The sequence below is a fragment of the Pedobacter sp. genome (assembly GCF_965279535.1).
Taxonomy (GTDB): Bacteria; Bacteroidota; Bacteroidia; order Sphingobacteriales; family Sphingobacteriaceae; genus Pedobacter.
The window spans coordinates 2,290,678-2,315,318 of sequence record NZ_OZ257244.1 but is presented as its reverse complement, the minus strand read 5'-3'; the positions used below and the strand labels follow the sequence as shown (position 1 = coordinate 2,315,318).

Sequence of the window (24,641 nt, the reverse complement as noted above, 5' to 3'; positions counted from 1 at the left end):
GTCATAAGTCTTAAATAAACGGTCAGGAAATAATTAGGAGAACGGGGTTTGAGTAAAAACTAAAGTTTGAAGTCGATTTTATTAGAGGTCTTTTCGTCCTTCAACACAGTTTTGCTTAAATCCCGACTCCTTGTTCTTTTAACTTAAAAATAGGTACTTAAGTCGTCTTAGGCTAACTCCTTGTTCCTTTTTCAGCTTAAAAAATCAAAAATATGAAAACACTAATTTCTACTTTAATCTTCATGACTATCATGAGCTATGGATGTCATAGGGATAATGATAATGTCTCTATTAGTACATATGAGAAATCGGATATCTTCCATTTTGAGGCTAAATATCCTGAGAGGCGAGTAGATAAACTGGAGCAATACCTGGACAGCGCTTTAAAGAATGATCTCCCGCTGGATGAAGATATTGATTTGCTAATTCGTATCGGCAGATCGGAAGAATTTAACCTGAAGGCCAAAAAGGGCTGGTTGGCCATTACTTTCGATAAGAAAAACAGCTCTTTAGCGGGGTATCTAAAAGTTAAGCAACTTACAGAAGGGATAGGGAAGAAGATTACAGGGAAGTAATTGTCCTGGCCGGACGGGCTTATCTTCTTTTTTCAGTAGTTCTTATGTTTTCATCGGCCTTCAAGCTTGCTGCGCAGGTTGGCGTCAAAAGAAGCAAACCGAGCCCTTCGCGAGCTCATTAATACAACTAAAAAACAATAAACAACTATTAATAAAGTGTCGGCTTAAAATTATTCATTAGTGTTCATTTTCCTTGATGGTATTCATGAGGGCTACGCCGTTTTTCTTTGAAAGTGTGTGCTCTGGCTTGGATTGTGCAACCCGAAAACTTTATCAGGCCGATCCGAGTAGAACGGGGAAACAGTGCTGAGGCCTAGCTGGGTGGTAAAGCATGGTGGTTAAAACATTGCATTAGAATTGAGTAAGTTGAACTTATATGTTCTTAAATGCCTTATATGGTTCAAACGCTCATGGGATTCTATGATGTTTTACCACCCCTGCCACCACACAGGCTTCTGCACCCCTCCTTGAAAAAAAGAGGAACTTGGGGGGGTAAAAACGAGGTATAACAAGTATCTGGACAAAATGGAGGTCTGGGCCTTTAAGCCCCTTCGCATTACTGAACTACTTCTACATTCTTTCCCAGCGTTTTAAACCTAAGCCCATTTTCCTGCACCACGGTGATGGTAATATGACCTGTTTTACTGGTATGGATATCAGTAACCGTACCCGACTTACCTTTGTGGGTTCCGCCGATAACCTTGCATTTGTCGCCGTCCTGAAGTGTAATGTTTTTTTCCATAAGTATGATTACAAAGGATAGGAGGAGTGAATGATAGAATTAATGAATGATGTTACGATTGCTGGTTACATTCACTCATTCAAAATCCAATCATTCAAAATTATTCAAATATCTCGTTACTTGCAGTCAATATCATAGGTTCGCCATCTGTAACCATAATGGTATGTTCGTGTTGCGCCATAAAACCACCTTTGTTGCCCACCATGGTCCAGCCATCGCTAAGGGTATCGGCATAGGTAGAGTGTGTAGCAATAAAAGTTTCGATGGCTACTACCGAATTTTTCCTGAAGCGACGTTGGTCAAATCTGTTTTTATAGTTGAGCAATTCATCTGGAGCTTCATGTAGGCCGCGGCCAATGCCATGTCCGCCAAGGTTTTTAATTACGGTGTAACCGCGCTTTTTGGCCTCAGTTTCAATCAGGTGACCAATATCGGCAATTTTTACACCGCCTTTAATGCTGTGAATGGCCTTATGTAAAATTTCTTTAGACGCATCTACCAGTTTCTGGTGTTGATGAATATCTTCGCCCAGTACAAAAGAGTTTCCATTGTCAGAGAAAAAGCCATTAAGCTCAGCTGAAACATCAATGTTAATCAGATCGCCTTCGGCCAAAACAAGATCATTTGGGATACCATGGCAAATTACATTGTTTACGCTAATGCAGGTATAACCAGGGAATTTATAGGTTACATATGGTGCCGATTTAGCGCCCAGTTGTTCCAGTATGCGTCCGCCATATTCATCAAGCTCTTTGGTGGTCATGCCTACCTTAGCATACTTTGTCATTTCTTTTAAAGTATATGCTACAGCCTCACTGGCTTGCTGCATTCCCATTAACTCTGATTCTGTTGATATAGACATTTATCCTCCTTTTGTGCTGATACAAAGATAAAATAAAATTGAGTGGTTTTTGTAAAGTCGGGGTCAGGATGTGGGACGGTTGTTTTACCATGTGAGCAATATAAAAAAGTGCCAGTGATTGTGGCTAAAGTGTAACCAGGCCAGTCTATTTTATATTCCATTTTCTTCCCCGTGTTTCATGGCCAATTTAACTACAATGAAACATTTTAGATAGAAATCAATAATGCTGTATTTGTTGCTTATCTTGTAGTACACACAATTTAACCTTTAAGAATATGGAAATTAAAATCGACACCAAGTCGCTCGTATTGGGCGCTCTTGCAGCAGGGTTTATGTTTATGAGCATCAGTGGTAAAAACCCGACAGATCAAAGCACTACTAACAGGTATCAAACGAGAATTAATGACAGCAATTTCGTTTTTATCCTCGATACTCAAACCGGGAATTACCTTTTCACAACGGGTGCTTCAACCAATAGTAAAAACCAATGGATAAAAGGGGAGTTTGATAAGACATTTGCGACGGCAAAAGATAATAAACGCGAATAAAGTGGGTTGATAATGAATTGTTTAAAGAAAAAAGTAATTTTCTCTAAACAATTCTGCCATAAAGTTGTCTTTATCGTACATCTACCTATTTTATTGAAATAATTCAAATGAGCTGCTGGTTTAATCTGGCGGCTTTTTTTTTAAGCCACAATACTTGTAACCACCGAGAACACCGAGTTTACACAGAGAAAAAGAGCGCAGTTGGTACAACCAAACGTCGAGCTTAAATGGTGAGACGGTGAGGTGCTGAGTGGTTTAGCTGGCGGATGCTTATCAGACAATTTTACCACCGAGAACACCGAGTTTACACAGAGAAAAAGAGCGGAGTTGGTACCACCAATCGCAGAACTTAAAAGGTGAGACGGTGAGGTGCTGAGTGGTTTAGCTGGCGGATGCTTATCAGACAATTTTACCACCGAGAACACCGAGTTTACACAGAGAAAAAGAGCGGAGTTGGTACCACCAATCGCAGAACTTAAAAGGTGAGACGGTGAGGTGCTGAGTTGTTTAGCTGGCGGATGCTTATCAGACAATTTTACCACCGAGAACACCGAGTTTACACAGAGAAAAAGAGCGGAGTTGGTACCACCAATCGCAGAACTTAAAAGGTGAGACGGTGAGGTGCTGAGTTGTTTAGCTGGCGGATGCTTATCAGACAATTTTACCACCGAGAACACCGAGTTTACACAGAGAAAAAGAGCGCAGTTGGTACAACCAAACGTCGAGCTTAAATGGTGAGACGGTGAGGTGCTGAGTGGTTTAGCTGGCGGATGCTTATCAGACAATTTTACCACCGAGAACACCGAGTTTACACAGAGAAAAAGAGCGGAGTTGGTACCACCAATCGCAGAACTTAAAAGGTGAGATGGTGAGGTGCTGAGTTGTTTAGCTGGCGGATGTTTATCAGACAATTTTACCACCGAGAACACCAAGTTTACACAGAGAAAAAGAGCGCAGTTGCCACAAATAAACGCCAGAGTTAAACTCGGAAAGCTTAGCACACCAGAATTTAACCCTTAACTTTTAGTTTGAAGTTTTCAGTTGGGAGTTTTCAGTTTTAGGCGCCCAGACTTACAACTTACAACCTAAAACTTACAACTTTAAAGCGCCCAGACTTTCAACTTTTAACCTTCAACTTTTAACTCTCAACCGCCCAGACTTAAAACTTACAACCTAAAACTTACAACTTTAAAGCGCCCAGACTTTCAACTTTTAACTCTTAACCTCCCAGACTTACAACTTATAACCTAAAACTTACAACTTAAACAGTGAGTTATTTAGCTGGCTAGTGGTAAAACGCACAATTCGAAAGGATTTGGTAGCGAAAGGTGGGCCCTGAGCCACGAACCAGGGACATGGGTCATTAAAAATCAATAAAAGATAATATTAGTTTTATCCAATACCCTAATATCAAAACGACCGGATTTAATGTCGTAATCTTTATCCGATTTTACCTTCATCTCTAACTGGCCGGCAATAATATAAAAATAACGGTAAGGATTTTCAGGTGGACCATCGGCATATACCAGTTTTGTATAGCGCGCAACCTTTTTAAAACTGATGTTTCCGGTGGCTGTGCCAGACCTATCGCTGGCATACCAGTTGCAAAAGCCACCATAGCAGTTTTTGCCGTCGAGTGTAAAATTTTTACCATTTAGGGCAATGAGTTCTTCAGCGTTATTGATTTTGATATTCTTGAATACCACATAGATTCCATGCGGACGTTCGAAATTTAATTGATTCACGTAACTTCCATAAAAGCAAATCACCAAAGAATCTGCTTTAGGATAACTCATTACATGCATCGAATAATTGAAGATGCCCTGCCCGTTGCTAATTAACCAGGCACTTCCATTTATCATCATCCCGCCACGATTAGCGCCCTCCTCAGAATATTCTGGTAAGGCCGGGATATTGGGATCGGGACCGAGTTTATGTTTTTTACAGGATGAAATAAACAGGATGATGCAAAATAAAACAAGTAGAGCGTTTTTCATACTTAAGGGGTATAAATAGGTATCAGATTAAACATAAAGATAATGTTTAGTGATTAAGTTATTGTTAAATATTAATGAATAACTTTTGAGTTAAAGGGTGAATTGCTTAGCTGTTTGGCTGGTCAGATGTATAATGTACAATTCGAAAGGATTTGGTAGCGAAAAGTGTGCCCTGAGCCACGGACCACAGACGGATGCTTATCAGACAATTTTACCACCGGGAACACCGAATTACACAGAGAAAAAGAGCGCAGTTGGTACAACCAAACGCCGAAGTTAAAAGGTGAGACGTTGAGGTGCTGGGTTGTTTAGCTGGCTAGTCATATAACCCACAACTCAGAATTTTTTAACCGCCCAGACTTACAACTTACAACCTAAAACTTACAACTTAAAAGCGCCCAGACTTACAACTTACAACCTAAAACCTACAACTTAAAAGCGTCCAGACTTACAACTTACAACCTAAAACTTACAACTTTAAACCGCCCAGACTTACAACTTATAACCTAAAACTTACAACTTAAACAGACTTACAACTTTCAAGCAGCAATACCCATGTGCATCATTTTTTGTATATTTGTTTAACCAACCCGAATCAAGCAGGGCTAATATTTTTCCTGACTTCTATTCCCGCTAATCTCTAACTCAAATCCACCTCAAGTCCGCCTCAAGTCCATGTTAAGTCCGACTTTGCATGCCTTTACATTTAAAGCTACTGGCCTGTTAAGCCGATGATAAAAGCCTCTTCACCTATGGTTGAAGTAAGCCGCATGCGCTTTAGGCTCGTTGCATACTGCTGCATTATCCAGGTTAGCACTGGGACTGATTGCAAAGCGCAGAGTCGCATTAAATAATACATGCGGATAGCGGGTGCTCATGTGCCAATGGCCGGTGAGCCAATTAACCTTTTGGTAACCCAATACATACCCATTCTATACCCCGGAGGTAACGTTTAACACTGCAAACAGTAAAGAAAAGGTAAGGAAACAGTAAAGCAGGGGTTAACCAGGGGTAAGCCAAGGGTACAGAAAGGGTAGACAATAGGTACAGAAAGGGTAAACAAACAGTACAGAAAGGGTTAACAAAGGGTACAGGAAAGGTAAGCAAAAGGTACAGGTACCAATTCCATATGGCACCTAAGCATGATTAGCCATGCGCCTATATTTTCTTATGTGGCTTATAGGGTGCCTTTATGGTCTTAACGTCGCTGATGAGATTGAGATAGGTGAAATACATTTTTGTTTTTTGTTGGTTTGGTCTTCGACAGGCTCAGACTGACAAGTTTAGACTGACAAAATCGGATTGACAAACTCAGACTGGCAAGTTCCGATTGACAAATTTTATGCTATCTGGTATCATCATCTTTAAATTGCTCAAATGCTAAACGAAATAGATTATTCAGCGCGATTACCTTTTGTCTGTTCTCATTTCCCGGGCATCGTTTCTCATATACATCCGGGTATTCGTAAACCAAAGTTTTAATATTATTCTTCGTAATGAGGTGAATGATATCTGGTTTGCCTTCCAATGCTTCACCAGTGGTTTTTCCGTTACAGCCAGGTCCGAAACTACTATCGTCCACAAGGTTCCATAAACTTAATTTTTGGATACTCTTCCAGGCACGATCGGCCTTTTCCTTACCCATTTTTGAGGGGTGGAAGAAAATGTTGATATCAGCTGGCGTATTTTGGAACAAGACTTTTTTAGCCGCTAATACCTGCCATAATTCTTTGGGGGTATAAGCTTTTATCTTACTTACTAGTTTCCAGCTAGTATCTATCGGTTCGTAAATGAAGACGTTTATCAACCCTTCCCTTTTACATATTAGCCGGTATTTAGTGGGTTCGTTCCCCTCGTTTTGGTATTCAATAATTACAGTACTATCTGCGTATTGCTGAAAGAATTTATGCATTGGCGTCACTTTGGGCGTGGCTATAAATTGTGCTTTACTGATCTGGATAGTGACCACCATAATCGTTAAAAGAAATATGCTTTTCATTCTTCTAAAATAAAGTTTTTATGGGCAACTGATCTGGGAATCGTTATTAATGTTGTTTAGTTTCAGGCTGAATAAAGAATCTGCCTGCATGTGAACGGTTGTATTGGGAATATAATACAGTTGCTCATTTTTTATATTGTTTTGGTGCGATTAAGGTAGGTTGAAATACATTTTTGTTTTGTTGGTTGGGTCTTCGACAGGCTCAGACTGACAAGTTCCAGATTGACAGGCTAAGACTGACAAGCTACAGATTGACAGATTTTCTGCTACCTGGTTTCATCAGCCATAAACTGCTCAAATTCATGCTTGTAGGGGAACATAATACAGGTGCTTATTTTTTACAATATTTTGGTAACAGGTGGTTACGCATGATCAGCCATGCGCCTATATTTTCTTATGTGGCTTATAGGATGTCTTTGTGATTTTAACGTCGCTGTTGCGATTAAGGTAGGTTGAAATACATTTTTGATTTTTGTTGGTTGGGTCTTCGACAGGCTCAGACTGACAAGTTTAGATTGACAGGCTCAGATTGACAAGCTTAGATTAGTACACAAAATGCAATCGATATAGGTAATCCTCCAATGAAAGGATTAAAGAATATATGTCTTTAGTTCATTACCAATCGCAAGTTTATTAATATTTCATTAAATTGAATGCAGGATACGATTCGTTAAAGATTTCTTCAATTCTAACTGCCGCCTGCCTGTTTTTATTTCCGGGGCATTGCTTTTCAAAATAATCCGGGAGCAGATAATATAAAGTTTTGATTTCTTTTTTAGTAACCAAATGCATTATCCAGGTGCCGCCATCGTATGTTATCCCTGCGGGTATGCCTTTACATTCAGTACCATAATTATAGTCATCAACAAGTTGCCAGGGTTTAAGTGATATTATTTCCTGCCATAGCTTTTTTGTCCGGTCGGTGCCCATATGGACGTGATTGAAAAATATATTAATATCAGCCGGATTATGCTTGAACCCTGTACGTTTTGCAGTAAACATATTCCATAGTACTACAGGCATTGATCTTTTAAGTTTGAAGACCGAATAATATGAACTGTCTACCGGCTCATACTTGAAAGCATCTACAAGATCCCCCGTTTTGCTTATAACCCTATAAAAAGAAGGCCTTCCATCCGCTACCTGTGAATACTCTACTATAATGGTGCTATCGGTGTACTGTTGAAAAAATTTATGCATTGGGGTAACACCACGTCCTTTGGACTGGCCAAAAGATGCAGCGGGTAAAATCCAAAGCAACATTAAAATAATTTTTTTAGTCATATCGAATTTATTTATTACAGTCAACATTGGTAGAGCCAAGCATCTGAGGAAGCCTGTTGTCATATAGAGAATCAGCACGAGTGTGTATAGTGGTATACGCATGTCGCTACGCATCCTTAATTTAACTAACTGTAATATTCACTATGATTCAGATTAGGTAAAGCATTTAATTCTTTTACTTTGCTTGCAAGTAATTCCAGCCTTTCTGTTTTGCTATCGAAATCTTCATTGTTTAATTTAACATTCACTGCCGTTCCTGCCATACAAACCATTAGCATACCTTTCCCGCCGCCTACTTCAGAATAATCAATATCTGTACCTATAATGGCGTTACCACCATGTAACGCACAGGTTAAGCGTAATTTCTTTTTGCAAATATCTTCTCCTGAGGAAACTTTATTTGCCAAGGTTGATGATTGTCCGCCTGTGAAATCAGCCCATGATCCAGATAGTTCTGAAAGGAAACCAGTACCAGAAATAGATTGGGCACTAATTAAACCTAAAATTCGGTAATCCCATTTAATTGGCTGTTGAATTGTAATGATTGGGATCGCACCAATTAGTGTTTCTATTTCAGACATTAGACTTGCTTTGGCGGAATCGACCAATACTTTCTTCTCAGCGATAATATTGATACCACAACTGTTGCAATATGCTTCAGATTTTGGAGAATGGAATGAGTTGATTATTGTTGTTGTAGATTCGCTTAAAATGTGTCTGGATGTTAAAAGTCCATCCATTTTCTTTTCGCAGTTTGGGCAATTTTTGTATGACATAAGAATTAATTTAGACTACCAAGATACCTACTTTATAAGTTTGTTTATTACTTATCTTTTAGAAACATAAGCAGCATCCTTATTACTTGATAAGTAAGTAATCGACTTGATGTCACTTTAGATAAAAAATATCAAAATGGAGTAAATGCTGTATATTTTTTTATAACCATATAAGTCACATAAGTATTGTTCGCTCTGGCTTAAATGGTAAAAAGTTAAGCGTGTTGTTTTTTAACCACATAAGACATGTAGGCATTATTTGCCTTGCTTATATTTTCTTATGTGGCTACAGGGTAACCTCCATGGTCTTAACGTCGCTGATGCGATTAAGGTAGGTTGAAATACATTTTTGTTTTTTGTTGGTTGGGTCTTCGACAGGCTCAGACTGACAAGTTTAGACTGACAAAATCGGGTTGACAAACTCGGATTGACAAACTCCGATTTTTGTTTAGCATTGGGTTTATAGACCGTAGAAATATGGCCGTTCAAACTGCGAAGGGCTACATAAATCAGGATACTTTATATGGAAGCAATTAAAATATCAATATTTATTCCTTAGTTTAGCCTGCTATAGATGAGATATTTTATTTTCACAATTGTGGCACTGAGTATCCTGGCACATGGGGCTTCTTGTCAGGAAAAAAACATTGAGTTTGATGGTGCCAGGGTGGACAACCATTTTGATATGTTCTTTACCTTGCCTGTTGCTGCTGAATTTGATCGGAGTACTTTTATTTATTTCGGAGGCGATTATTGCATTGTACAGCAACCTGTGGAGAAAATAATCTCTGAACGAAGAAAGATTGATGGAAAGGATAGTTTGGTTCGTAAAAAAAGCCTAACTTATTACCGGAGTTTTATTACCAGGAAGAATCAAAAATTCGGTTTGGTTTATGATTCTCTGCAAGCTGTTAAGGCGAGAGCCAAGTATCCGGTAGATTCTCTTATAAACGACGAACTTGTATTTCCAAAACACTTTTATCCTTTGATAGATTCTTTGGCACGATTGGTAAAATCGACAAAAGATTTGTCATCGGGCGATGTAATTGAAAGGTTTGAAATCATCAACCCTAAACCGGGCAAACCCGATTCGCTATATTACTATTATAGCAGTGCGCCTATCGCTATACCGCTCATAAATCCTTCAGTAAAGAACAGTGACCTGTTTCTATGGAAATTTGAAGCGATAATGGCTGCAAAAGTTGTAGATGTACCTTCATATAAAGGACCACTTCCGAGAAAGAAGTGGTCTGTTGAGATTAACAAGATCATCGTTCAGAATAAAGCGGAACTTCTTCAGTTTATTCAGAAATTTAATCGGGATGAAGAAATATATTTGAAACAGCACAGCAATTAACGTTCAGCAGGTTTAAGCATTCATTGAGTTCAAAAACTCAGATCTATTCTGTAACCCTTAGAGAGGCTGCGGGCAGACAAGGTTAATACAGATTGCTTAAAATCTCTCCATTTATAACTGCTATGGCATTGGTTTTTAATATATATTTGACAGCTGGCACCTCTAATTACCGAAAGCTTTAGCACGATAAACAGGCAGCGAATGGAATTTAAAACGGCTATTAATTAAGGTACTGGAAAATTGCTTGAATAAGCAGATTGCTGTAATTGTGAAAAGTAAGCAGTAGCGTGGCCACTATTACTGTGGAAATTGTTAGTTATATCATTTGTAATTTTGATGGTGTTCTTAATGCTTAGGTTTCTGCGAAGAAAAAGGTAAAACCAGAGCCTTCTCTGGAAAAAACTATTGGCGAGGATCAGGGCTTTTTGTTGGGCTTTGTTGTATTTTTACTGTATGCTTTTACAAAACATTCATTCAATTGCGGGCAACCCATGTATAAATAAAGAATAACCAATATGCTCCAGCCTTATAACAACGCTCATTTTCATATACTGGATTCCTGGGTAACTGATGGGGACCTGTTGCTTCAGTTTTCAGGAACTGATTTTTCTTATCCACTAACAGAAAAGCAGCTGGCAGATTATCAGGTGCTTCATCCAGATCGGCGCTTTTACATCGGCTATACCTCGGATCAGCTTCCATTCGCTTTTGGTGAGATTATTCCGCAAGAAAATGGTTACCCCAGGTTAGCACGGATTTTAGTGGGAGAGGCAGCCTTGCGGGGGCAGGGCTTAGGCCGCCATTTTATTAAGCTGCTGCTAGCCGAAGCCATGAAACGCTACCAAACCAATACGGTTGAACTTTTTACCTGGGAAAAGAATTATGCAGCAATTAAATGCTATGAATCTGTAGGCTTTAAGTTTTTACCTGAACGCTGTAAAGTGATGGAGCATAATGGCATTCGCTATAATATCCATAAAATGATTTATACCGGCTAAGGTTCTGCACCAATACCCACTAACTATTGAACTAATGCCTACTGACCATTGACTAATGAACCAATGCCTAATGCCCAATAAACCAATGCCCATTGAACCAACATCGTGACCCCGCTGAGGTTCGAACTCAGGACCCACAGATTAAGAGTCTGTTGCTCTACCAACTGAGCTACGGAGTCGGGTTACGTAAATATAAGATAAAATGCAGCGTGTTAGGTGTTAAAGTTTCTTTTATGAGTGCTGCCAATATTCCTAACCTTTAAAATACAACCTGGTTGATTTGCATCATACTAGTTGGGTTTTTCTTTAGATGTTGGTGGTGGAGCCAATATTACCTCAACCTTGTTTTCGGGTGTTGGGTATGGAAGTTTATTGAGTAGCGTTATTTCTAACGATTGATGATTGCCATTAATCGTAATAATTATGCATACCAGACTACAGGTTTCATCATCAAGACGCAAAACCTCTGCAGATGGCTCAAATCTTTCAAATATGGTTTCGAAAGCTAAAGGACCTCTTGCATATTCAATAAATTCATGGTAGGTTACTTCTTCCTTCATCCTGTATTGCACTTTCGTTATTACACCGGCTTCTTCGGTTAAAATAAAGCCTTCGTCGTAATTCCGATAAAGAATTAAATTTTCTACCTTTTTATTGAGACTGAAGCCAAGCGCCACCAGAATTTCATCAGCTCTATTTGAAGAAATATGGTATAAATCCCAAAGCAGTTGTGGTTTAATCTTCTTTTGATTCATATTTAAAGTTACATTATTCCTTCTGCAAAATCTTTTCAGGTAAAATCTTAGTGATATATAAGTGACCGCTGAAATAGCGAACACTTAAATCAGGTAAGGTAATCGAAAATCCTGCGCTAACGCTTGTGTTAAAACATAGATCGAATCCCGTTGCTGTGCAACTGCCGATTCTCACACATTTTCTCAGTTCGCAGCGGCTCGCTTAACAGTACGACATTAAGCTATTGCTTGTCTTTTTGCTCAAGAATCTGTAATTTGTTCAATAAGTCCGAGGTCATAGTTTCTAGTTTCTCCCTTGGCAAGCTAGTAACGTATGGTGTTTTGTCACTTTTGATTCTAGCACCCAATACTGCCCTGACATTACTGCAAGAGACAGGAAAAATCATATTAACGACTTGAGTCATTAAGTTAATACAATCCTTTACAAATTTGAATTCAGCGATGTTTTGAGGTATTCTATATTGCCTTAAGTTCCCATATAGATAAACGCTCCTTTTATTATCCCGTAGATTATGTGCACAAACATTATTCCTATAACTCTTAATATCGTGAAACCTCTTGATTTCTCGTTTAATCAGATTGTAATACGGAGAAAACTTTACCCTTTCTGAATTATCTAAGAGAGGCTTGAAGTGCCTATGAAGTTCATCCAAATAACTATTTATTAGGATTACCCCGTGTTCAAAGGTTAATTGGTGCAATGGTGCAACTACCTCTATTGACACATTAAACTCCGCCAACATTGTTAAGGCTTGGAAGTAATTATTGAGTTTTTCATCAATAACGTTGAGAATGTGGATACTTTCATCCAAGGAAGAAACTATTGGTTCTGTTTTAACTGACATCTTATTTAAAGATATAATAAATAAGCTCAATTGTATATGAAATAATCTAAAGGGCATTAGGTTATTTCAACGTCAATCACAGGCTTGGTAAGCATTATACAAAAAGGATTGATACTTTGGATGATCTATTTTATTATAAATGCCGTTGCATCGCTCCTGCTAAGCTTTATACTCCAGTGACCCTCTCTCCATTCGCAGATTAGGTTCACAAATCAGCTTTGGAAGATCGTGCGCAATTATTATCTTTAATCCCGATGACAACTTTCAATATAACGATAGCTATATCAGCAATTGCCCTAACCGGATTAATCACCCTTATTTTAAGACATAGGAGAAATGTTGAGGGGCTTAATTTTACACAAAGCTTCAGGGAGAACTACATGCAATTTGTATCAGCGTATCATAGCAATACATTCGATAGCGAGAAATATAGTTGGCTGACAATGAATGTTAATCGTATGCAAAATGAATTGGGTGTTTTAGGTATAATGGACTATGTTGCGCCACTACAAAGATATCGGGTTCCACGTTATCAGCTAGTCATTAATACATTGCCAAAGTTTCGGACAGGAACGATTGAGCCATTTGATATCAACGCAGTTGATGATTGTCTGTTGCGTCAAATTGGGTACGTTGATGAACGGCTTCGTCTTTCACTTAAAGAAATGATAAACCCAGTTATATGGTTTCGATCAGGAGTTAGGGCTATTATTGGTTTACCATTATCAGTGCTTGAGTGGATTGGTCTTCTCCAGCCAAATGCAGTATCTACTATTACGCACAGCTTTCTTTATAAGCTTGTCACCGCGGTTATTGCACTTATCAGTCTTGTAAGCGGAGTGGTTACTATAATAATTGGTTATGAACAAACGCTAAGCCAACTAAGACGATGGTTTCCAGACCTGTAGCTATGGAAGCATAATACCGACATCACCAGTTTAATTTTTTATTATATATTTGAAGTCAACCAAAATAAAATCAATGGCTCTCAGTTGGAATGAAATCAAAGATCGCGCAGTAGCTTTCTCTAAGGAGTGGGAAGACACCTATAATGAAGAAGCAGAGGCTAAACCCTTCCTTGAGGCGTTCTTCAACATCTTTGGCATTACAAGAAAGCGAGTTGGCACGTTCGAACATAGAGTAAAAAAGCTAAGTGAGGCAGATGGTTATATTGACTTGCTCTGGAAAGGCACAATATTAATTGAAATGAAGACCAAGGGCAAGAACCTTGACAAAGCATTCATTCAAGCTAAAGACTATATTCATGGGCTAAAGGAATACGATCTACCCAAATACATATTGGTATCGGACTTTGAGAACTTCCGGCTGTTCGATACAGAGGATCAAAAGACAGTTGAGTTCAAGTTAAAAGATCTGGTACACAACGTACAGAACTTTGGGTTTATAGCAGGCTATCAAAAAAGAATATACAAGGAACAAGATCCTATCAACATCAAAGCGGCAGCATTAATGGCTAAGCTGCATGATCGATTGAAGTTCATCGGATATGATGGTCACCCACTGGAAGTTTATTTAGTTAGGCTTCTATTCTGTTTGTTTGCGGAGGATACAACTATCTTCGAAAGGCAACAATTTCAAAACTTCATAGAAGATAGAACAAGTGAGGATGGTAGTGATCTTGCTGCTAAAATGCAAGAGTTGTTTCAAACACTTAATACATCCAATGATCGGAGATTCAAGAACCTTGATGAACAGTTAAATGCCTTTCCTTATGTTAACGGGAAACTGTTTGAAGAGGTACTGCCATTCGCGAGCTTTGATAGTGCCATGAGAACCACACTACTTGAATGTTGTTATATCGATTGGAGTAAGATATCGCCCGCCATCTTCGGTTCAATGTTTCAAGGAGTAATGAATCCCCAAGAACGTAGAAACCTTGGTGCGCATTATACAAGCGAGAAAAACATATTGAAACTCATCAAACCGTTATTTCTGGATGAGTTATGGAAAGAGTTTGAGTCTATCAAAGATAATAAGAACAAGCTGCCTGCATTTCATAAGAAACTTAGCCTATTGAAGTTTCTTGATCCCGCTTGTGGGTGTGGTAACTTTCTGGTTATCACATATAGGGAGTTGAGATTATTAGAGATTGAGATACTTCGTTATCAGTTTAAGAATCAGATTGCAACCAGTATAGAAAGTATTATCTGGCTTGATGTGGACCAGTTTTACGGTATCGAGTTCGAAGAGTTTCCCGCAAGGATAGCTGAGGTTGCAATGTGGCTGATTGATCACCAGATGAATATGCAAATCAGTAGCGAGTTCGGACAATACTTTATTCGACTACCGCTAAAAAAGTCGGCTAGCATACTTAATGCGGATGCGCTTGAAACAGACTGGAACAGCCTAATTAATAATGAAGAGCTATCGTATATTATTGGAAACCCACCTTTCATAGGCTCCAAGATCATGACACCTTTGCAAAGAAGTCAAATCGTAAAAGAGTTTGGTGGCGATTCAGGTAGTGGAACTCTTGATTACGTTAGTGGATGGTACATGAAAGCCGCAAAGTATATAGGCGGAACTAAAATAAGGGTTGCATTTGTATCAACCAATTCCATTGTACAAGGGGAACAGACATCTTTACTTTGGAAACCTCTTATAGAAGAATATGGTATCAAAATTCACTTTGCACATAGGACCTTTAAATGGACAAACGAGGCAAAAGGGAACGCCGGAGTCTATTGCATCATTGTTGGTTTTGCAAGCTTTGATACGGCAAGTAAAAAACTTTACGAGTACGAAGACATAAAAGGTGAACCTCATGAGGTACAAGCAAGGAACATTAATCCATATCTGATAGATGCAAAAGATATACTGGTGGTTAAACAGTCGAACCCTATAAGTAATGTTCCGAAGATGAGTTTCGGTAACATGCCATTAGATGGAGGGAATTTACTAATGACTGATGAAGAGAAAGATGCTCTTCTATCCATCCACCCTAACTCAGAACCATTCATAAAACCTTTGATCTCAGCTTATGAGTATCTTAATGGATTTCATCGTTGGTGCCTTTGGTTAGTTGATGCAGACCCATCAATAGTTAATAAACTACCCGAGGTGTTGAAGCGCATTGACAAAGTAAAATCGTTTCGCTTAAGTAGTGTAGCACCATCCACACAGAAGTTTAGTGTAACGCCCGCTTTATTTCGTGACAGGAACCAGCCAGATACATACATCCTTATCCCAAGTACAACCTCTGAAAACAGGAAGTATATACCAATGGGGTTCTTTACTAAAGATGATATTGCTAACAATAGCTGTCACATTGTACCTAATGGAAACTATTATCATTTTGGTGTGCTCATGTCTAACATGCACATGGTATGGGTTAAAACAGTATGTGGAAGACTTGAAAGTCGGTTGAGGTATTCAAAGGATATTGTTTACAATAACTATCCATGGCCTGTTAACCCAACTGATAAACAAATAAAGTCTATTGAAGATAAAGCAAGAGAGGTAATAAATGCTCGTAATGCTTTTAAGAACAACTCTCTAGCTGACCTTTACAATCCTTTAACTATGCCTCCGGTTCTTGTGAAAGCACATTCTGAATTGGATAAAGCAGTAGACTTAGCGTATCGTCCGCAGCCGTTCATTAACGAGGTTAAGCGATTGGAATTCCTATTCGAGTTGTATGAGCAATACACAGCAGATCTTTTCAGTGAGAGTAAGCTTATCAAGACGAAGCGACGCAAGTCTGATCCTCTTCTTTAAAAGTGTAGACTTGTAAGAAATCAAGATACTATCTAATTAACGACTTTGATATTTCCTTTTCCCCAGCAATTTATAACAGACGAGAGAATGATTACATAAAATCTATTCAAATTGACCATATACTTGTAGCACCATCAGGAATATTCTTAATCGAGACAAAAAACTGGAGTGTAAAATCATTACAGGATTTAAACTTACGTTCACCAGTACAGCAAATCAAAAGGACAAACTTTGTTCTATTTAAATTGCTTAATAAAGAGATTAGTAATTCTCATCTTAGCTTGGGCAAACATCATTGGGGAGATAAAAAAATATCAATCAAAAACCTCATTGTTTTGACCAACACCAGACCAAAAGAAGAATTTCAATATGTGAAGATTGTAACATTAAACGAACTTCTCAGCTACATAAACTACTTTAAACCAGTTTTTTCAAATTATGAGACAAAAAGAATTGCTGAGTTTTTGTTAGAAATTAATAATCAAAAGACGATTGAAACATAAACATTTCATTGAAAATCATCGAAAGTTGCCCCTTATAAAAATACAGGGTAATCATTATATCCCCCTTCTGGTTTAAGTGTTCCATCGGGTCACTTAAATCTCCCTTTGAAAGGCAGGTCTCCGACTGAAATAATACGCTGACTGTTGCTAGTTTCCATGGGTCCGCTTTACATTGTTCCGTGTGCAAATCTTTTCAGGCAAAGTAGTTTTAAGTGACCGCTAGAATAGTGACACTTAAATTAAGTAGGGGAGTCATGGATATTTATTGGAACTATTGGTTCTCCATGTAATCTAAATACGTTTGAGTCTGCTTACAGCTGTAATTTATAAATCAGTTATATGAAGAGCCATAACAATGCGGCTCTTTTTTATTATAATTGAATTGAAATTTAAATCTAATACTCTCAGATGAAAAAGGAAGTTAAAGGTATTCTTGCACTCTCTATCGCAGTCTTTTTATTTTTTTCCATACAGCTATTAATTCAGCACCCTCCAGATAAAAGACTTGCCATTGATTTTGAAGCTTTTGAAGGATATGGGAATGCTTTAACAGGAGTTTTTTCAATTGTAAGTGTTTACCTGATATACCGTACGTTAACCTACCAAGCCGATACTTTTAATCTTACCCAATTTGAGAACAGAGTATTTGAATTAATCAGATATCACAGAGACAATGTTGCTATAATCAAAATGAGGGCTCCAGATAAGGTTTCAGAGGTATATTATGAAGGTCAGAAAGCTCTTCGGGAGATTCATAAGCAAATGAATACAATAATATCAATAATTGAGCATTTTTTTAATGAAGATTTAAGTTATAAGAAGAACTTAAACGATATTGGGACACTTGATAAAATTGCAGTTGAGCGCAATGTTTCAATTCAAAAGCTTGATAAGTTCAATGTAGCTTATCTATGTCTGTTTTTTGGGATGAGTGAGGAAGGACAGCAATCATTACGCAACATTTTAAGCAATAGATATAATGAAAATCTAATCGATCGCGTCATTGGAAAACTCGAAAATATATTTGCAGTCTGGCAACGTTCAAATGCGAACGATCAATCATTTTCGTGTACGAAAATGGTTGATGAAGTTGATTCACTAAATAAAACTTCATTATTAGCTAGAACAAAATATTATGGCGGCCACCAGTATAGACTTGGGCACTACTTTAGACACCTGTATCAGATAATTGTATATATAGATGAGAATGATAAACTGACTTATTCACAAAAGTATAAATATGTTAAAATTGTTAGAGCCCAATTGTCAACCTATGAACAAACTTTGCTTTTCTTTAATAGCATAAGTAATCTAGGTAGAACTTGGGAATTAGATGTAGATCTGGAAAATGTTAAAGCATCAAAGATTTCAGATTATAAAATCTATAATGGGCTTATTACTAAATACAACTTAATCAGAAACATACCTAATGAGTTCATCACAAACATTTCAATTAGTGAAATTTATCCTCATTTAACATTTGAAGGATCATTCGATACAGAAGTTAAAAAGCATTATCGGGATATTTATAATCGTAAACGAAAGCATTTTTTTAATTACTAGCACTTGCTTTTCCTCAAAACTAGCGGCATAACAAGAAAAAAACCTTCCGGTTTAAATATTCCAACGGCTTACCCAAATCAGGTAAAGGGGGCTAACTACTGCTATGATGTTACCCTCAGCATACTATCGCTAACGAAAATCTTCTTCACTAACCTTCTCATTGACCAGCAATTCAACCATCTGAGCTTTTTGTATAGTCTCTCCATCTTTAAAAGCCATCTCCGTGTAGTAGGTTAATTTGCCGTATTTTTTATAGCCTGAAAATAGAGTAGAGCTGAAGCCTCCTTTTTCTGTAGTCTGTTTGTCCTCGCGTAGCTGATGGAATGTTTTTTTACTGTAGTAAAGTACCCGGACAGTTCCGTTGGTACAGGTAGCCTTTACTTTATAACAGTCTTCCTCGGCTACTTTTCCGAGCCTGCCAGTGCCAGCGTATATAAAGTTGGATCCAGATAGTCCAGTTCGTTGAATATGTTTTTGCGGTATTTTTTATCACTGAACTCATCCTGGTTGGCAAGTTGTGTTTTCCCTCCAGAAACTTCGTAACCTTTTTCGCCATCATAGAAATTTCGGAAAACGGTACGACCCTGATATACGATCAGGAAAGCGCCTTTATTGGGCAGCATCTCTTTGGTAATCCAGTTTACATTGCGGCCTTCCATTTGGGTGGCAATATTGGAGTAAAGCGTTTTGATAGATTGCAGGTATTGTTTTCCTCCGGTGGCTTCAATTGATTTCTCAACGATCTGCTGGGCAGTAAGCTCGTCGTGTGCCCAGGTTTTAGTTAGGTTTAATGCAAAAAAAAGGAAAAATGAAAGGAGCGTGGTTTTCATGATAAGATTGTTTGTCCGATTTGTTTATTAAGCCGGCAAATTAATACTTTATTGTGATATTCTCTTTCTTTGTCAAAAAAAACAAACCTAATAAACATTGCGCAAACGATGCACAGAGACAATAAACTCAACCCCTCATTCTCCTGATACCATAAATACCCAGCACACCTATAACCAAAATAAGGCAACTGTCTAAGGCGCATCCAACGGGTGCGGTAAGGAGGGTGTAATTATATTCAGTATAAGCAGTGGGCGTAAAAATGGTAAAGCCACAGCTTGCACCTGTAGGTGTACCCAGCAGAACCCTGGGGCATGCCGGAGGCGAGGTAGGATATCCACCACTCGAAGTGATGTATAGACTGGTAAATAAGGAGTTTTTTTGAGTATAAAGCGTACCCGTGGTTGTTGAGCCTATTAAACAACCTTTAAGTTGGGCAACAGCAGAAGAACAGTACACGATCAAAAAAAGTGAGACAAGGACAAGATGTTTGGTCATAGCTGTGCTTATGAGAACACTGTGCCATCTCCTTTTTTATCACTTTAGTTGAATGGAATGAATAACATTAGAAGAATTTTAATCTTTTTACGCTGAACATGAAATATTGGTAATCTGTTGGATAGCATTACGGGAATATATTCAGGCCCGAGCCTGCTGTTCATTATATGGCTTAATTAAAAACGGTAAATTGGATTTTGGGGAACATGGCTGCTTATAGAAAATGGGGGCTAAGTTTATTCTGGGTGTATAATTGAGTATTCAGTAAGTGGGGTTGTGTGTTGTGTGTTATGGGTTATAGGTCTGGGCGGTTGAGAAGTTGTAAGTTTTAGGTTGTAAGTTGTAAGTCTGGGCGCTTAGAAAGTTGTAAGTTTTAGGTTATAAGTTGTAAGTCTGGACGCTTTAAAGTTGTAAGTTTTAGGTTGTAAGTTGTAAGTCTGGGCGCTTAGAAAGTTGTAAGTTTTAGGTTATAAGTTGTAAGTCTGGGCGGTTGAGAAGTTGTAAGTTTTAGGTTGTAAGTTGTAAGTCTGGGCGCTTAGAAAGTTGTAAGTTTTAGGTTATAAGTTGTAAGTCTGGACGCTTTAAAGTTGTAAGTTTTAGGTTGTAAGTTGTAAGTCTGGGCGCTTAGAAAGTTGTAAGTTTTAGGTTATAAGTTGTAAGTCTGGGCGCTTAGAAAGTTGTAAGTTTTAGGTTATAAGTTGTAAGTCTGGACGCTTTAATGTTGTAAGTTTTAGGTTGTAAGTTGTAAGTCTGGGAGCATAAAACTGAAAACTCCCAACTGAAAACTTCAAACTAAAGTTAAGGGTTAAAATTCTGGTGTGCTAAGCTTTCCGAGTTTAACTCTGGCGTTTGGTTGTACCTACTGCGCTCTTTTTCTCTGTGTAAATTCGGTGTTCTCGGTGGTAAAATTCCCTGATCAACACCTGGTGCCTTTTGCGGTAAAAAACAAACGTTTGTGCAGTGTTTAACTTTACTGTTCTGGTCAAATATTGCTAGTTTAGACGAGGATCGCTAACCATGATCTTTGCTAACCACAAACCTACTATGAAAACAAGACTGATTTTTCTTTGGTCACTATTCGTTATAACAAGCTCCGTTTATGCGCAGTCGCTTAAACCCTATAACCTCAGGTTTGCCAAACTGGCTAACCGCTGGGACGAAGCCATGCCGCTGGGTAATGGCATGTTGGGTGCTTTAATCTGGGAAAAAAATCAAAAGCTCCGTTTGTCATTAGACCGGGCCGATTTATGGGATGAGCGTAAAGCCCTAGATATTTCTAAACTAACCTTTAAATGGGTAGAAGAACAGGTAATTCAAAAGAATTATGGTGCGGTGCAGAAAATAGGCGATGCACCCTATGATACCAGTCCGTACCCGACCAAGTTGCCGGCAGCTGCTGTAGAATTTGATCTGGCTAAACTGGGCAAGGTGGTAAGCAACGAGCTGGATATTCAAACCGCCTTAAATACCATTAAGTTCGAAAGCGGCACCATATTTAACTGTTACATTCATGCTACTGCTGCCAGAGGGTATTTTGGTTTTGAGGAGCTTAAAGATATCACCGTTATACCCGATTTAATTGTACACAATTATGCCAATAACCTGACAGAGCAGGGCGATAACAGTCATGCGGGGAGTGGCCTGCAAAAGCTGGGCTATGCCAAAGGTACGCTTACCAAAACAGCTAATACGATACTTTACCATCAGCCTACCGCCGAGGGACATTATTATGAAGTGCTGATTCAGTGGCAGCGGATGGCGAAAGATCAGGTTATAGGTTCGTGGACCATTAGTAACGATAAGCCTGCCGTTCCGGTTGCCATAGCTGCTACAGCAAAGGAACCTACAGGCTGGCCAGAGCACCTGGCCTGGTGGAAACAATACTGGGGAAAATCCAACCTCTCTGTTCCCGATACACTTATTCAGAAACAGTATTACCTGGAATTATATAAGCTGGGTGCAGTAGCGCGTAAAGGTGCGCCGGCCATTACTTTACAAGCGGTATGGACTGCCGATAACGGGAGCTTGCCGCCATGGAAAGGCGATTTTCACAACGATTTGAATACCCAGCTGAGTTATTGGCCAAGCTATACCGCAAATCGACTGGATGAGGCTGCAACTTTTACCGATTGGTTATGGAAAATCAGAAACCGTAACCTGGCCTATACCAAACAATATTTCGGCGTTGCTGGATTAAATGTACCGGGTGTGGTAACTTTAAGCGGCGACCCTATGGGCGGCTGGATCCAGTATGCACTTTCGCCAACAGTAGGGGCCTGGGCTTCGCAGCATTTTTATTGGCAATGGAAATACAGTATGGACAATGCCTTCTTAAAAACCAGGGCCTATCCCTACATTCATGAGGTGGCTACCTACCTCGAAAGTATTACCCGGCTAAAAGATGGTGTGCGTAAACTGCCTTTAAGCTCGAGTCCGGAATATAATGATAACAGTATTAATGCCTGGTTTTTTAACTGGACAAACTTCGACCTCTCGCTGAGCAAATTTTTATTTAAGGCAGCAGCCGAAGTAAGTGCGGCCAATGGAAAACCATCAGAAAGCAAGCATTGGTTAACCATTTTGGCACAACTGCCAGATTACGAAGTAAACCAAACCGGATTTACCATTGCCCCGGGTGCAGATTTAACCAGTTCACATCGCCACATGTCGCAGTACATGGCCATTTACCCATTGGATTTATTGGATGTAAACCGCGAACAAGACAGGGTAATTATTGATCATTCGCTTAACCAGCTCGAAAAAATGGGTACACGTGCCTGGTGTGGTTATTCTTTTAGCTGGATGGCTTCATTGTATGCACGTGCTTACCAGGCCGATAAAGCACTGAAGCAATTGCAGATTTTTGCTTCGAACTTCTGCTCGCCTAACAGTTTCCACCTCAATGGGGATCAAAAGGGAGGGCAATACTCGGGTTTCACCTATCGCCCCTTTACTTTAGAAGGGAATTTTGCTTTTGCACAGGGTGTTCAGGAATTACTGTTGCAAAGCCGGAATAATTACATCCAGGTTTTTCCTGCTGTACCAACAACCTGGAAAAATGTTTCTTTTAACAACCTCCGTACTGAAGGAGCTTTTTTAGTGAGCGCCATAAAGGAAAACGGTGTGCCGGCAAAGGTTAAAGTACTGGCCGAAAAAGGTGGCTGGTTAAAGATTAAACTTCCTTTTAAAACTTTTGTGGTAAAGGGTGTACCTGCTGCAGCTGTTAAAACCAATAACGAGGGGCTTACTGTAGTTAAACTGGCACAGAAACAAGAGGTTACTTTTGAGAATGGGTAGGTGGGAGTTTGGAGTAGGGAGTTTGGAGAGGGGAGTAGGGAGTTTAAAGTTGAAAGTGGAGAGTTGAAAGTTTGAAACTGGGAAAAGAACAAAAAAAGATTAACAAATAAACCAAATATATGCGTAAACTATTAGTGCTTTTATTGTGCAGTTATGCCATCGTGGTGCAGGGGCAATCCCTTTCTCCTGACAGCATTTTTATTCAAATGAAAAGGGTAGCCGATTGGCAATGGAAAACCCTGGAAACATCGGGATGGAAAAATCCTAAAAAAGACTGGACATCTGGCGCCATGTACACCGGTATGATGGCTTTTAGCGGACTTGCGGGAACGGATTCTTATTATCAGAAATTAATTCAGGTAGGGGAAGATAACCAGTGGAAAATCGGTCATTACCGCCATTTTGCCGACGATTATTGTGTTGGACAGTTGTATTCGCAGTTGTACTCCATTTATCAAAACCCAAAATATATTGCCGATTTTAAAAGCATGGCAGATTCGCTGGTGGCTTTACCGCATACGGAATCTTTAGAATGGAAAAAATCGATTCACATTCGCGAGTGGGCCTGGTGCGATGCCTTGTTTATGGGGCCTCCGGCACTGGCCTATTTAAGTCAGGCTACAGGCGACACCAAATACCTGGATAAAGCATCTGCTTTATGGTGGAAATCTACAGCCTATTTATATGATAAGGACGAACATTTATTTTATCGCGATAGCCGCTATTTTAAAAAGCAGGAAAAGAATGGGGCCAAAGTATTTTGGGCCCGAGGAAACGGCTGGGTAATTGCCGGCCTGGTAAGGGTTTTATCTACCATGCCGAAAACGCATCCGGATTATAAACGTTTTACAAAGCTGTACAAAGAAATGTCGGGCAGGTTGGCCGCACTGCAACAGCCTGATGGTACCTGGCATGCCAGTTTGCTCGATCCGGAGAGCTATGCAAGTAAAGAAACCAGCGGTACTGGATTTATTGCTTATGCCATGGCATGGGGCATTAACAACAATTTGTTGCCTTATAAAAAATATAAGGGTGTGTTAGATAAGGCCTGGGTAGCTTTGAGTACTTCGGTACATCCCGATGGGAAGTTAGGTTTTGTTCAGGCCCAGGGCGCAGCACCGGATAAGGTAGGTTACGAGGATACAGATGTGTATGGTGTAGGTGCTTTCCTTTTAGCGGGGACAGAAATTTTTAAGCTAAAGCTCGAAAAAGAAAGTAAGGTTTGGATTAGCGAGGTAGAAAACACCACAGCAAAGCCTAAAACGCAAAAAATAGAAATTCCATGGCGAAGCCTTGCTAAAAAAGTGGCCGGTCAGGATCCTCAGAAAGTACAGGTGAAAGATGCAGCAACCGGAGAAATTATCCCTTTAAATATTGATTATGATGGCACCAGGCCCAAAGCGTTAAATTTTGAAGTACAGCTCAGTGCCGGAGCTACGCGTTTTTTCCATATTCAATAGCTTTTAACATTTCAGA

General features: G+C 39.2%; 20 protein-coding genes and 1 tRNA gene. 10 read left to right on the top strand and 11 right to left on the bottom strand.

Annotation, left to right across the window (positions count from 1 at the left end; genetic code table 11):
* The first annotated feature begins 212 nt into the window (after positions 1-212).
* On the top strand, positions 213-575 hold the full coding sequence (locus ACQY77_RS09130; protein ID WP_421938283.1) for a hypothetical protein: 363 nt from the start codon (positions 213-215) through the stop codon (positions 573-575).
* A 556-nt stretch (positions 576-1,131) separates the two neighbouring features.
* Here ACQY77_RS09130 and ACQY77_RS09125 read toward each other — a convergent pair.
* Both ACQY77_RS09125 and map read right to left on the bottom strand, forming a co-directional pair.
* Positions 1,132-1,317, bottom strand: coding sequence for a KOW motif-containing protein (locus tag ACQY77_RS09125; protein ID WP_421938284.1), 186 nt, complete (start codon positions 1,315-1,317; stop codon positions 1,132-1,134).
* 100 nt (positions 1,318-1,417) lie between these two features.
* Complete coding sequence (map, locus tag ACQY77_RS09120) at positions 1,418-2,179, bottom strand: type I methionyl aminopeptidase (protein ID WP_421938285.1); 762 nt, start codon at positions 2,177-2,179, stop codon at positions 1,418-1,420.
* Between the two features lie 275 nt (positions 2,180-2,454).
* Here map and ACQY77_RS09115 point away from each other — a divergent pair, with 275 nt between their 5' ends.
* Positions 2,455-2,727 (top strand): hypothetical protein, encoded by a 273-nt coding sequence (locus ACQY77_RS09115; protein WP_421938286.1) that lies wholly within the window; start codon positions 2,455-2,457, stop codon positions 2,725-2,727.
* 1,370 nt (positions 2,728-4,097) lie between these two features.
* Here ACQY77_RS09115 and ACQY77_RS09110 read toward each other — a convergent pair.
* The 4 genes from ACQY77_RS09110 to ACQY77_RS09095 all read right to left on the bottom strand — a co-directional run bounded on the left by ACQY77_RS09110 (position 4,098) and on the right by ACQY77_RS09095 (position 8,783).
* Positions 4,098-4,724 carry a hypothetical protein gene (locus ACQY77_RS09110; protein WP_421938287.1) on the bottom strand — a complete coding sequence of 209 codons (627 nt, stop codon included), beginning with the start codon at positions 4,722-4,724 and terminating at the stop codon, positions 4,098-4,100.
* Between the two features lie 1,345 nt (positions 4,725-6,069).
* Positions 6,070-6,723 carry a hypothetical protein gene (locus tag ACQY77_RS09105; protein ID WP_421938288.1) on the bottom strand — a complete coding sequence of 218 codons (654 nt, stop codon included), beginning with the start codon at positions 6,721-6,723 and terminating at the stop codon, positions 6,070-6,072.
* 633 nt (positions 6,724-7,356) lie between these two features.
* Complete coding sequence (locus tag ACQY77_RS09100) at positions 7,357-8,007, bottom strand: hypothetical protein (protein WP_421938289.1); 651 nt, start codon at positions 8,005-8,007, stop codon at positions 7,357-7,359.
* Between the two features lie 125 nt (positions 8,008-8,132).
* Positions 8,133-8,783 carry a heavy metal-binding domain-containing protein gene (locus ACQY77_RS09095; protein WP_421938290.1) on the bottom strand — a complete coding sequence of 217 codons (651 nt, stop codon included), beginning with the start codon at positions 8,781-8,783 and terminating at the stop codon, positions 8,133-8,135.
* A gap of 574 nt (positions 8,784-9,357) precedes the next feature.
* On the opposite strand from ACQY77_RS09095, the gene ACQY77_RS09090 reads away from it, so the two are divergent.
* On the top strand, positions 9,358-10,140 hold the full coding sequence (locus ACQY77_RS09090) for a hypothetical protein (protein ID WP_421938291.1): 783 nt from the start codon (positions 9,358-9,360) through the stop codon (positions 10,138-10,140).
* A gap of 515 nt (positions 10,141-10,655) precedes the next feature.
* Complete coding sequence (locus ACQY77_RS09085; protein ID WP_421938292.1) at positions 10,656-11,138, top strand: GNAT family N-acetyltransferase; 483 nt, start codon at positions 10,656-10,658, stop codon at positions 11,136-11,138.
* 106 nt (positions 11,139-11,244) lie between these two features.
* Here the strand turns inward: ACQY77_RS09085 and ACQY77_RS09080 are convergent.
* The 3 genes from ACQY77_RS09080 to ACQY77_RS09070 all read right to left on the bottom strand — a co-directional run bounded on the left by ACQY77_RS09080 (position 11,245) and on the right by ACQY77_RS09070 (position 12,738).
* Positions 11,245-11,317: transfer RNA gene (locus tag ACQY77_RS09080), tRNA-Lys, on the bottom strand.
* A 111-nt stretch (positions 11,318-11,428) separates the two neighbouring features.
* A complete protein-coding gene (locus ACQY77_RS09075; RefSeq protein ID WP_421938293.1) occupies positions 11,429-11,893 on the bottom strand; it encodes a hypothetical protein in 465 nt (154 codons plus the stop codon).
* A 221-nt stretch (positions 11,894-12,114) separates the two neighbouring features.
* Positions 12,115-12,738, bottom strand: coding sequence for a hypothetical protein (locus ACQY77_RS09070; protein WP_421938294.1), 624 nt, complete (start codon positions 12,736-12,738; stop codon positions 12,115-12,117).
* Positions 12,739-12,992: 254 nt separating this feature from the next.
* On the opposite strand from ACQY77_RS09070, the gene ACQY77_RS09065 reads away from it, so the two are divergent.
* From ACQY77_RS09065 to ACQY77_RS09050, 4 genes are all read left to right on the top strand, one after another.
* Complete coding sequence (locus ACQY77_RS09065; protein ID WP_421938295.1) at positions 12,993-13,646, top strand: hypothetical protein; 654 nt, start codon at positions 12,993-12,995, stop codon at positions 13,644-13,646.
* Between the two features lie 73 nt (positions 13,647-13,719).
* A complete protein-coding gene (locus tag ACQY77_RS09060; RefSeq protein WP_421938296.1) occupies positions 13,720-16,476 on the top strand; it encodes a class I SAM-dependent DNA methyltransferase in 2,757 nt (918 codons plus the stop codon).
* A gap of 35 nt (positions 16,477-16,511) precedes the next feature.
* Positions 16,512-16,979 carry a nuclease-related domain-containing protein gene (locus tag ACQY77_RS09055; RefSeq protein ID WP_421942390.1) on the top strand — a complete coding sequence of 156 codons (468 nt, stop codon included), beginning with the start codon at positions 16,512-16,514 and terminating at the stop codon, positions 16,977-16,979.
* A gap of 408 nt (positions 16,980-17,387) precedes the next feature.
* Complete coding sequence (locus ACQY77_RS09050) at positions 17,388-18,542, top strand: putative phage abortive infection protein (protein ID WP_421938297.1); 1,155 nt, start codon at positions 17,388-17,390, stop codon at positions 18,540-18,542.
* Between the two features lie 401 nt (positions 18,543-18,943).
* On the opposite strand, the gene ACQY77_RS09045 is transcribed toward ACQY77_RS09050, so the two are convergent.
* A complete protein-coding gene (locus ACQY77_RS09045) occupies positions 18,944-19,372 on the bottom strand; it encodes a hypothetical protein (RefSeq protein ID WP_428430130.1) in 429 nt (142 codons plus the stop codon).
* Between the two features lie 127 nt (positions 19,373-19,499).
* Positions 19,500-19,868, bottom strand: coding sequence for a hypothetical protein (locus ACQY77_RS09040; protein WP_421938299.1), 369 nt, complete (start codon positions 19,866-19,868; stop codon positions 19,500-19,502).
* 1,044 nt (positions 19,869-20,912) lie between these two features.
* Between ACQY77_RS09040 and ACQY77_RS09035 the strand changes: the two genes are divergently transcribed.
* The gene (locus ACQY77_RS09035; protein WP_421938300.1) at positions 20,913-23,165 is read left to right on the top strand and encodes a glycosyl hydrolase family 95 catalytic domain-containing protein; all 2,253 of its coding nucleotides are present in this window, start codon (positions 20,913-20,915) and stop codon (positions 23,163-23,165) included.
* A gap of 119 nt (positions 23,166-23,284) precedes the next feature.
* Positions 23,285-24,625, top strand: coding sequence for a glycoside hydrolase family 88/105 protein (locus ACQY77_RS09030; RefSeq protein ID WP_421938301.1), 1,341 nt, complete (start codon positions 23,285-23,287; stop codon positions 24,623-24,625).
* The last annotated feature ends 16 nt before the right edge of the window (positions 24,626-24,641 follow it).

What these genes read in the sequence shown, in the direction of transcription:
- ACQY77_RS09130 (WP_421938283.1), top strand. Translation starts at nt 213, where the DNA reads ATGAAAACACTAATTTCTACTTTAATCTTCATGACTATCATGAGCTAT.
- ACQY77_RS09125 (WP_421938284.1), bottom strand. Translation starts at nt 1,317, where the DNA reads ATGGAAAAAAACATTACACTTCAGGACGGCGACAAATGCAAGGTTATC.
- map (WP_421938285.1), bottom strand. Translation starts at nt 2,179, where the DNA reads ATGTCTATATCAACAGAATCAGAGTTAATGGGAATGCAGCAAGCCAGT.
- ACQY77_RS09115 (WP_421938286.1), top strand. Translation starts at nt 2,455, where the DNA reads ATGGAAATTAAAATCGACACCAAGTCGCTCGTATTGGGCGCTCTTGCA.
- ACQY77_RS09110 (WP_421938287.1), bottom strand. Translation starts at nt 4,724, where the DNA reads ATGAAAAACGCTCTACTTGTTTTATTTTGCATCATCCTGTTTATTTCA.
- ACQY77_RS09105 (WP_421938288.1), bottom strand. Translation starts at nt 6,723, where the DNA reads ATGAAAAGCATATTTCTTTTAACGATTATGGTGGTCACTATCCAGATC.
- ACQY77_RS09100 (WP_421938289.1), bottom strand. Translation starts at nt 8,007, where the DNA reads ATGACTAAAAAAATTATTTTAATGTTGCTTTGGATTTTACCCGCTGCA.
- ACQY77_RS09095 (WP_421938290.1), bottom strand. Translation starts at nt 8,783, where the DNA reads ATGTCATACAAAAATTGCCCAAACTGCGAAAAGAAAATGGATGGACTT.
- ACQY77_RS09090 (WP_421938291.1), top strand. Translation starts at nt 9,358, where the DNA reads ATGAGATATTTTATTTTCACAATTGTGGCACTGAGTATCCTGGCACAT.
- ACQY77_RS09085 (WP_421938292.1), top strand. Translation starts at nt 10,656, where the DNA reads ATGCTCCAGCCTTATAACAACGCTCATTTTCATATACTGGATTCCTGG.
- ACQY77_RS09075 (WP_421938293.1), bottom strand. Translation starts at nt 11,893, where the DNA reads ATGAATCAAAAGAAGATTAAACCACAACTGCTTTGGGATTTATACCAT.
- ACQY77_RS09070 (WP_421938294.1), bottom strand. Translation starts at nt 12,738, where the DNA reads ATGTCAGTTAAAACAGAACCAATAGTTTCTTCCTTGGATGAAAGTATC.
- ACQY77_RS09065 (WP_421938295.1), top strand. Translation starts at nt 12,993, where the DNA reads ATGACAACTTTCAATATAACGATAGCTATATCAGCAATTGCCCTAACC.
- ACQY77_RS09060 (WP_421938296.1), top strand. Translation starts at nt 13,720, where the DNA reads ATGGCTCTCAGTTGGAATGAAATCAAAGATCGCGCAGTAGCTTTCTCT.
- ACQY77_RS09050 (WP_421938297.1), top strand. Translation starts at nt 17,388, where the DNA reads ATGAAAAAGGAAGTTAAAGGTATTCTTGCACTCTCTATCGCAGTCTTT.
- ACQY77_RS09045 (WP_428430130.1), bottom strand. Translation starts at nt 19,372, where the DNA reads ATGAAAACCACGCTCCTTTCATTTTTCCTTTTTTTTGCATTAAACCTA.
- ACQY77_RS09040 (WP_421938299.1), bottom strand. Translation starts at nt 19,868, where the DNA reads ATGACCAAACATCTTGTCCTTGTCTCACTTTTTTTGATCGTGTACTGT.
- ACQY77_RS09035 (WP_421938300.1), top strand. Translation starts at nt 20,913, where the DNA reads ATGAAAACAAGACTGATTTTTCTTTGGTCACTATTCGTTATAACAAGC.
- ACQY77_RS09030 (WP_421938301.1), top strand. Translation starts at nt 23,285, where the DNA reads ATGCGTAAACTATTAGTGCTTTTATTGTGCAGTTATGCCATCGTGGTG.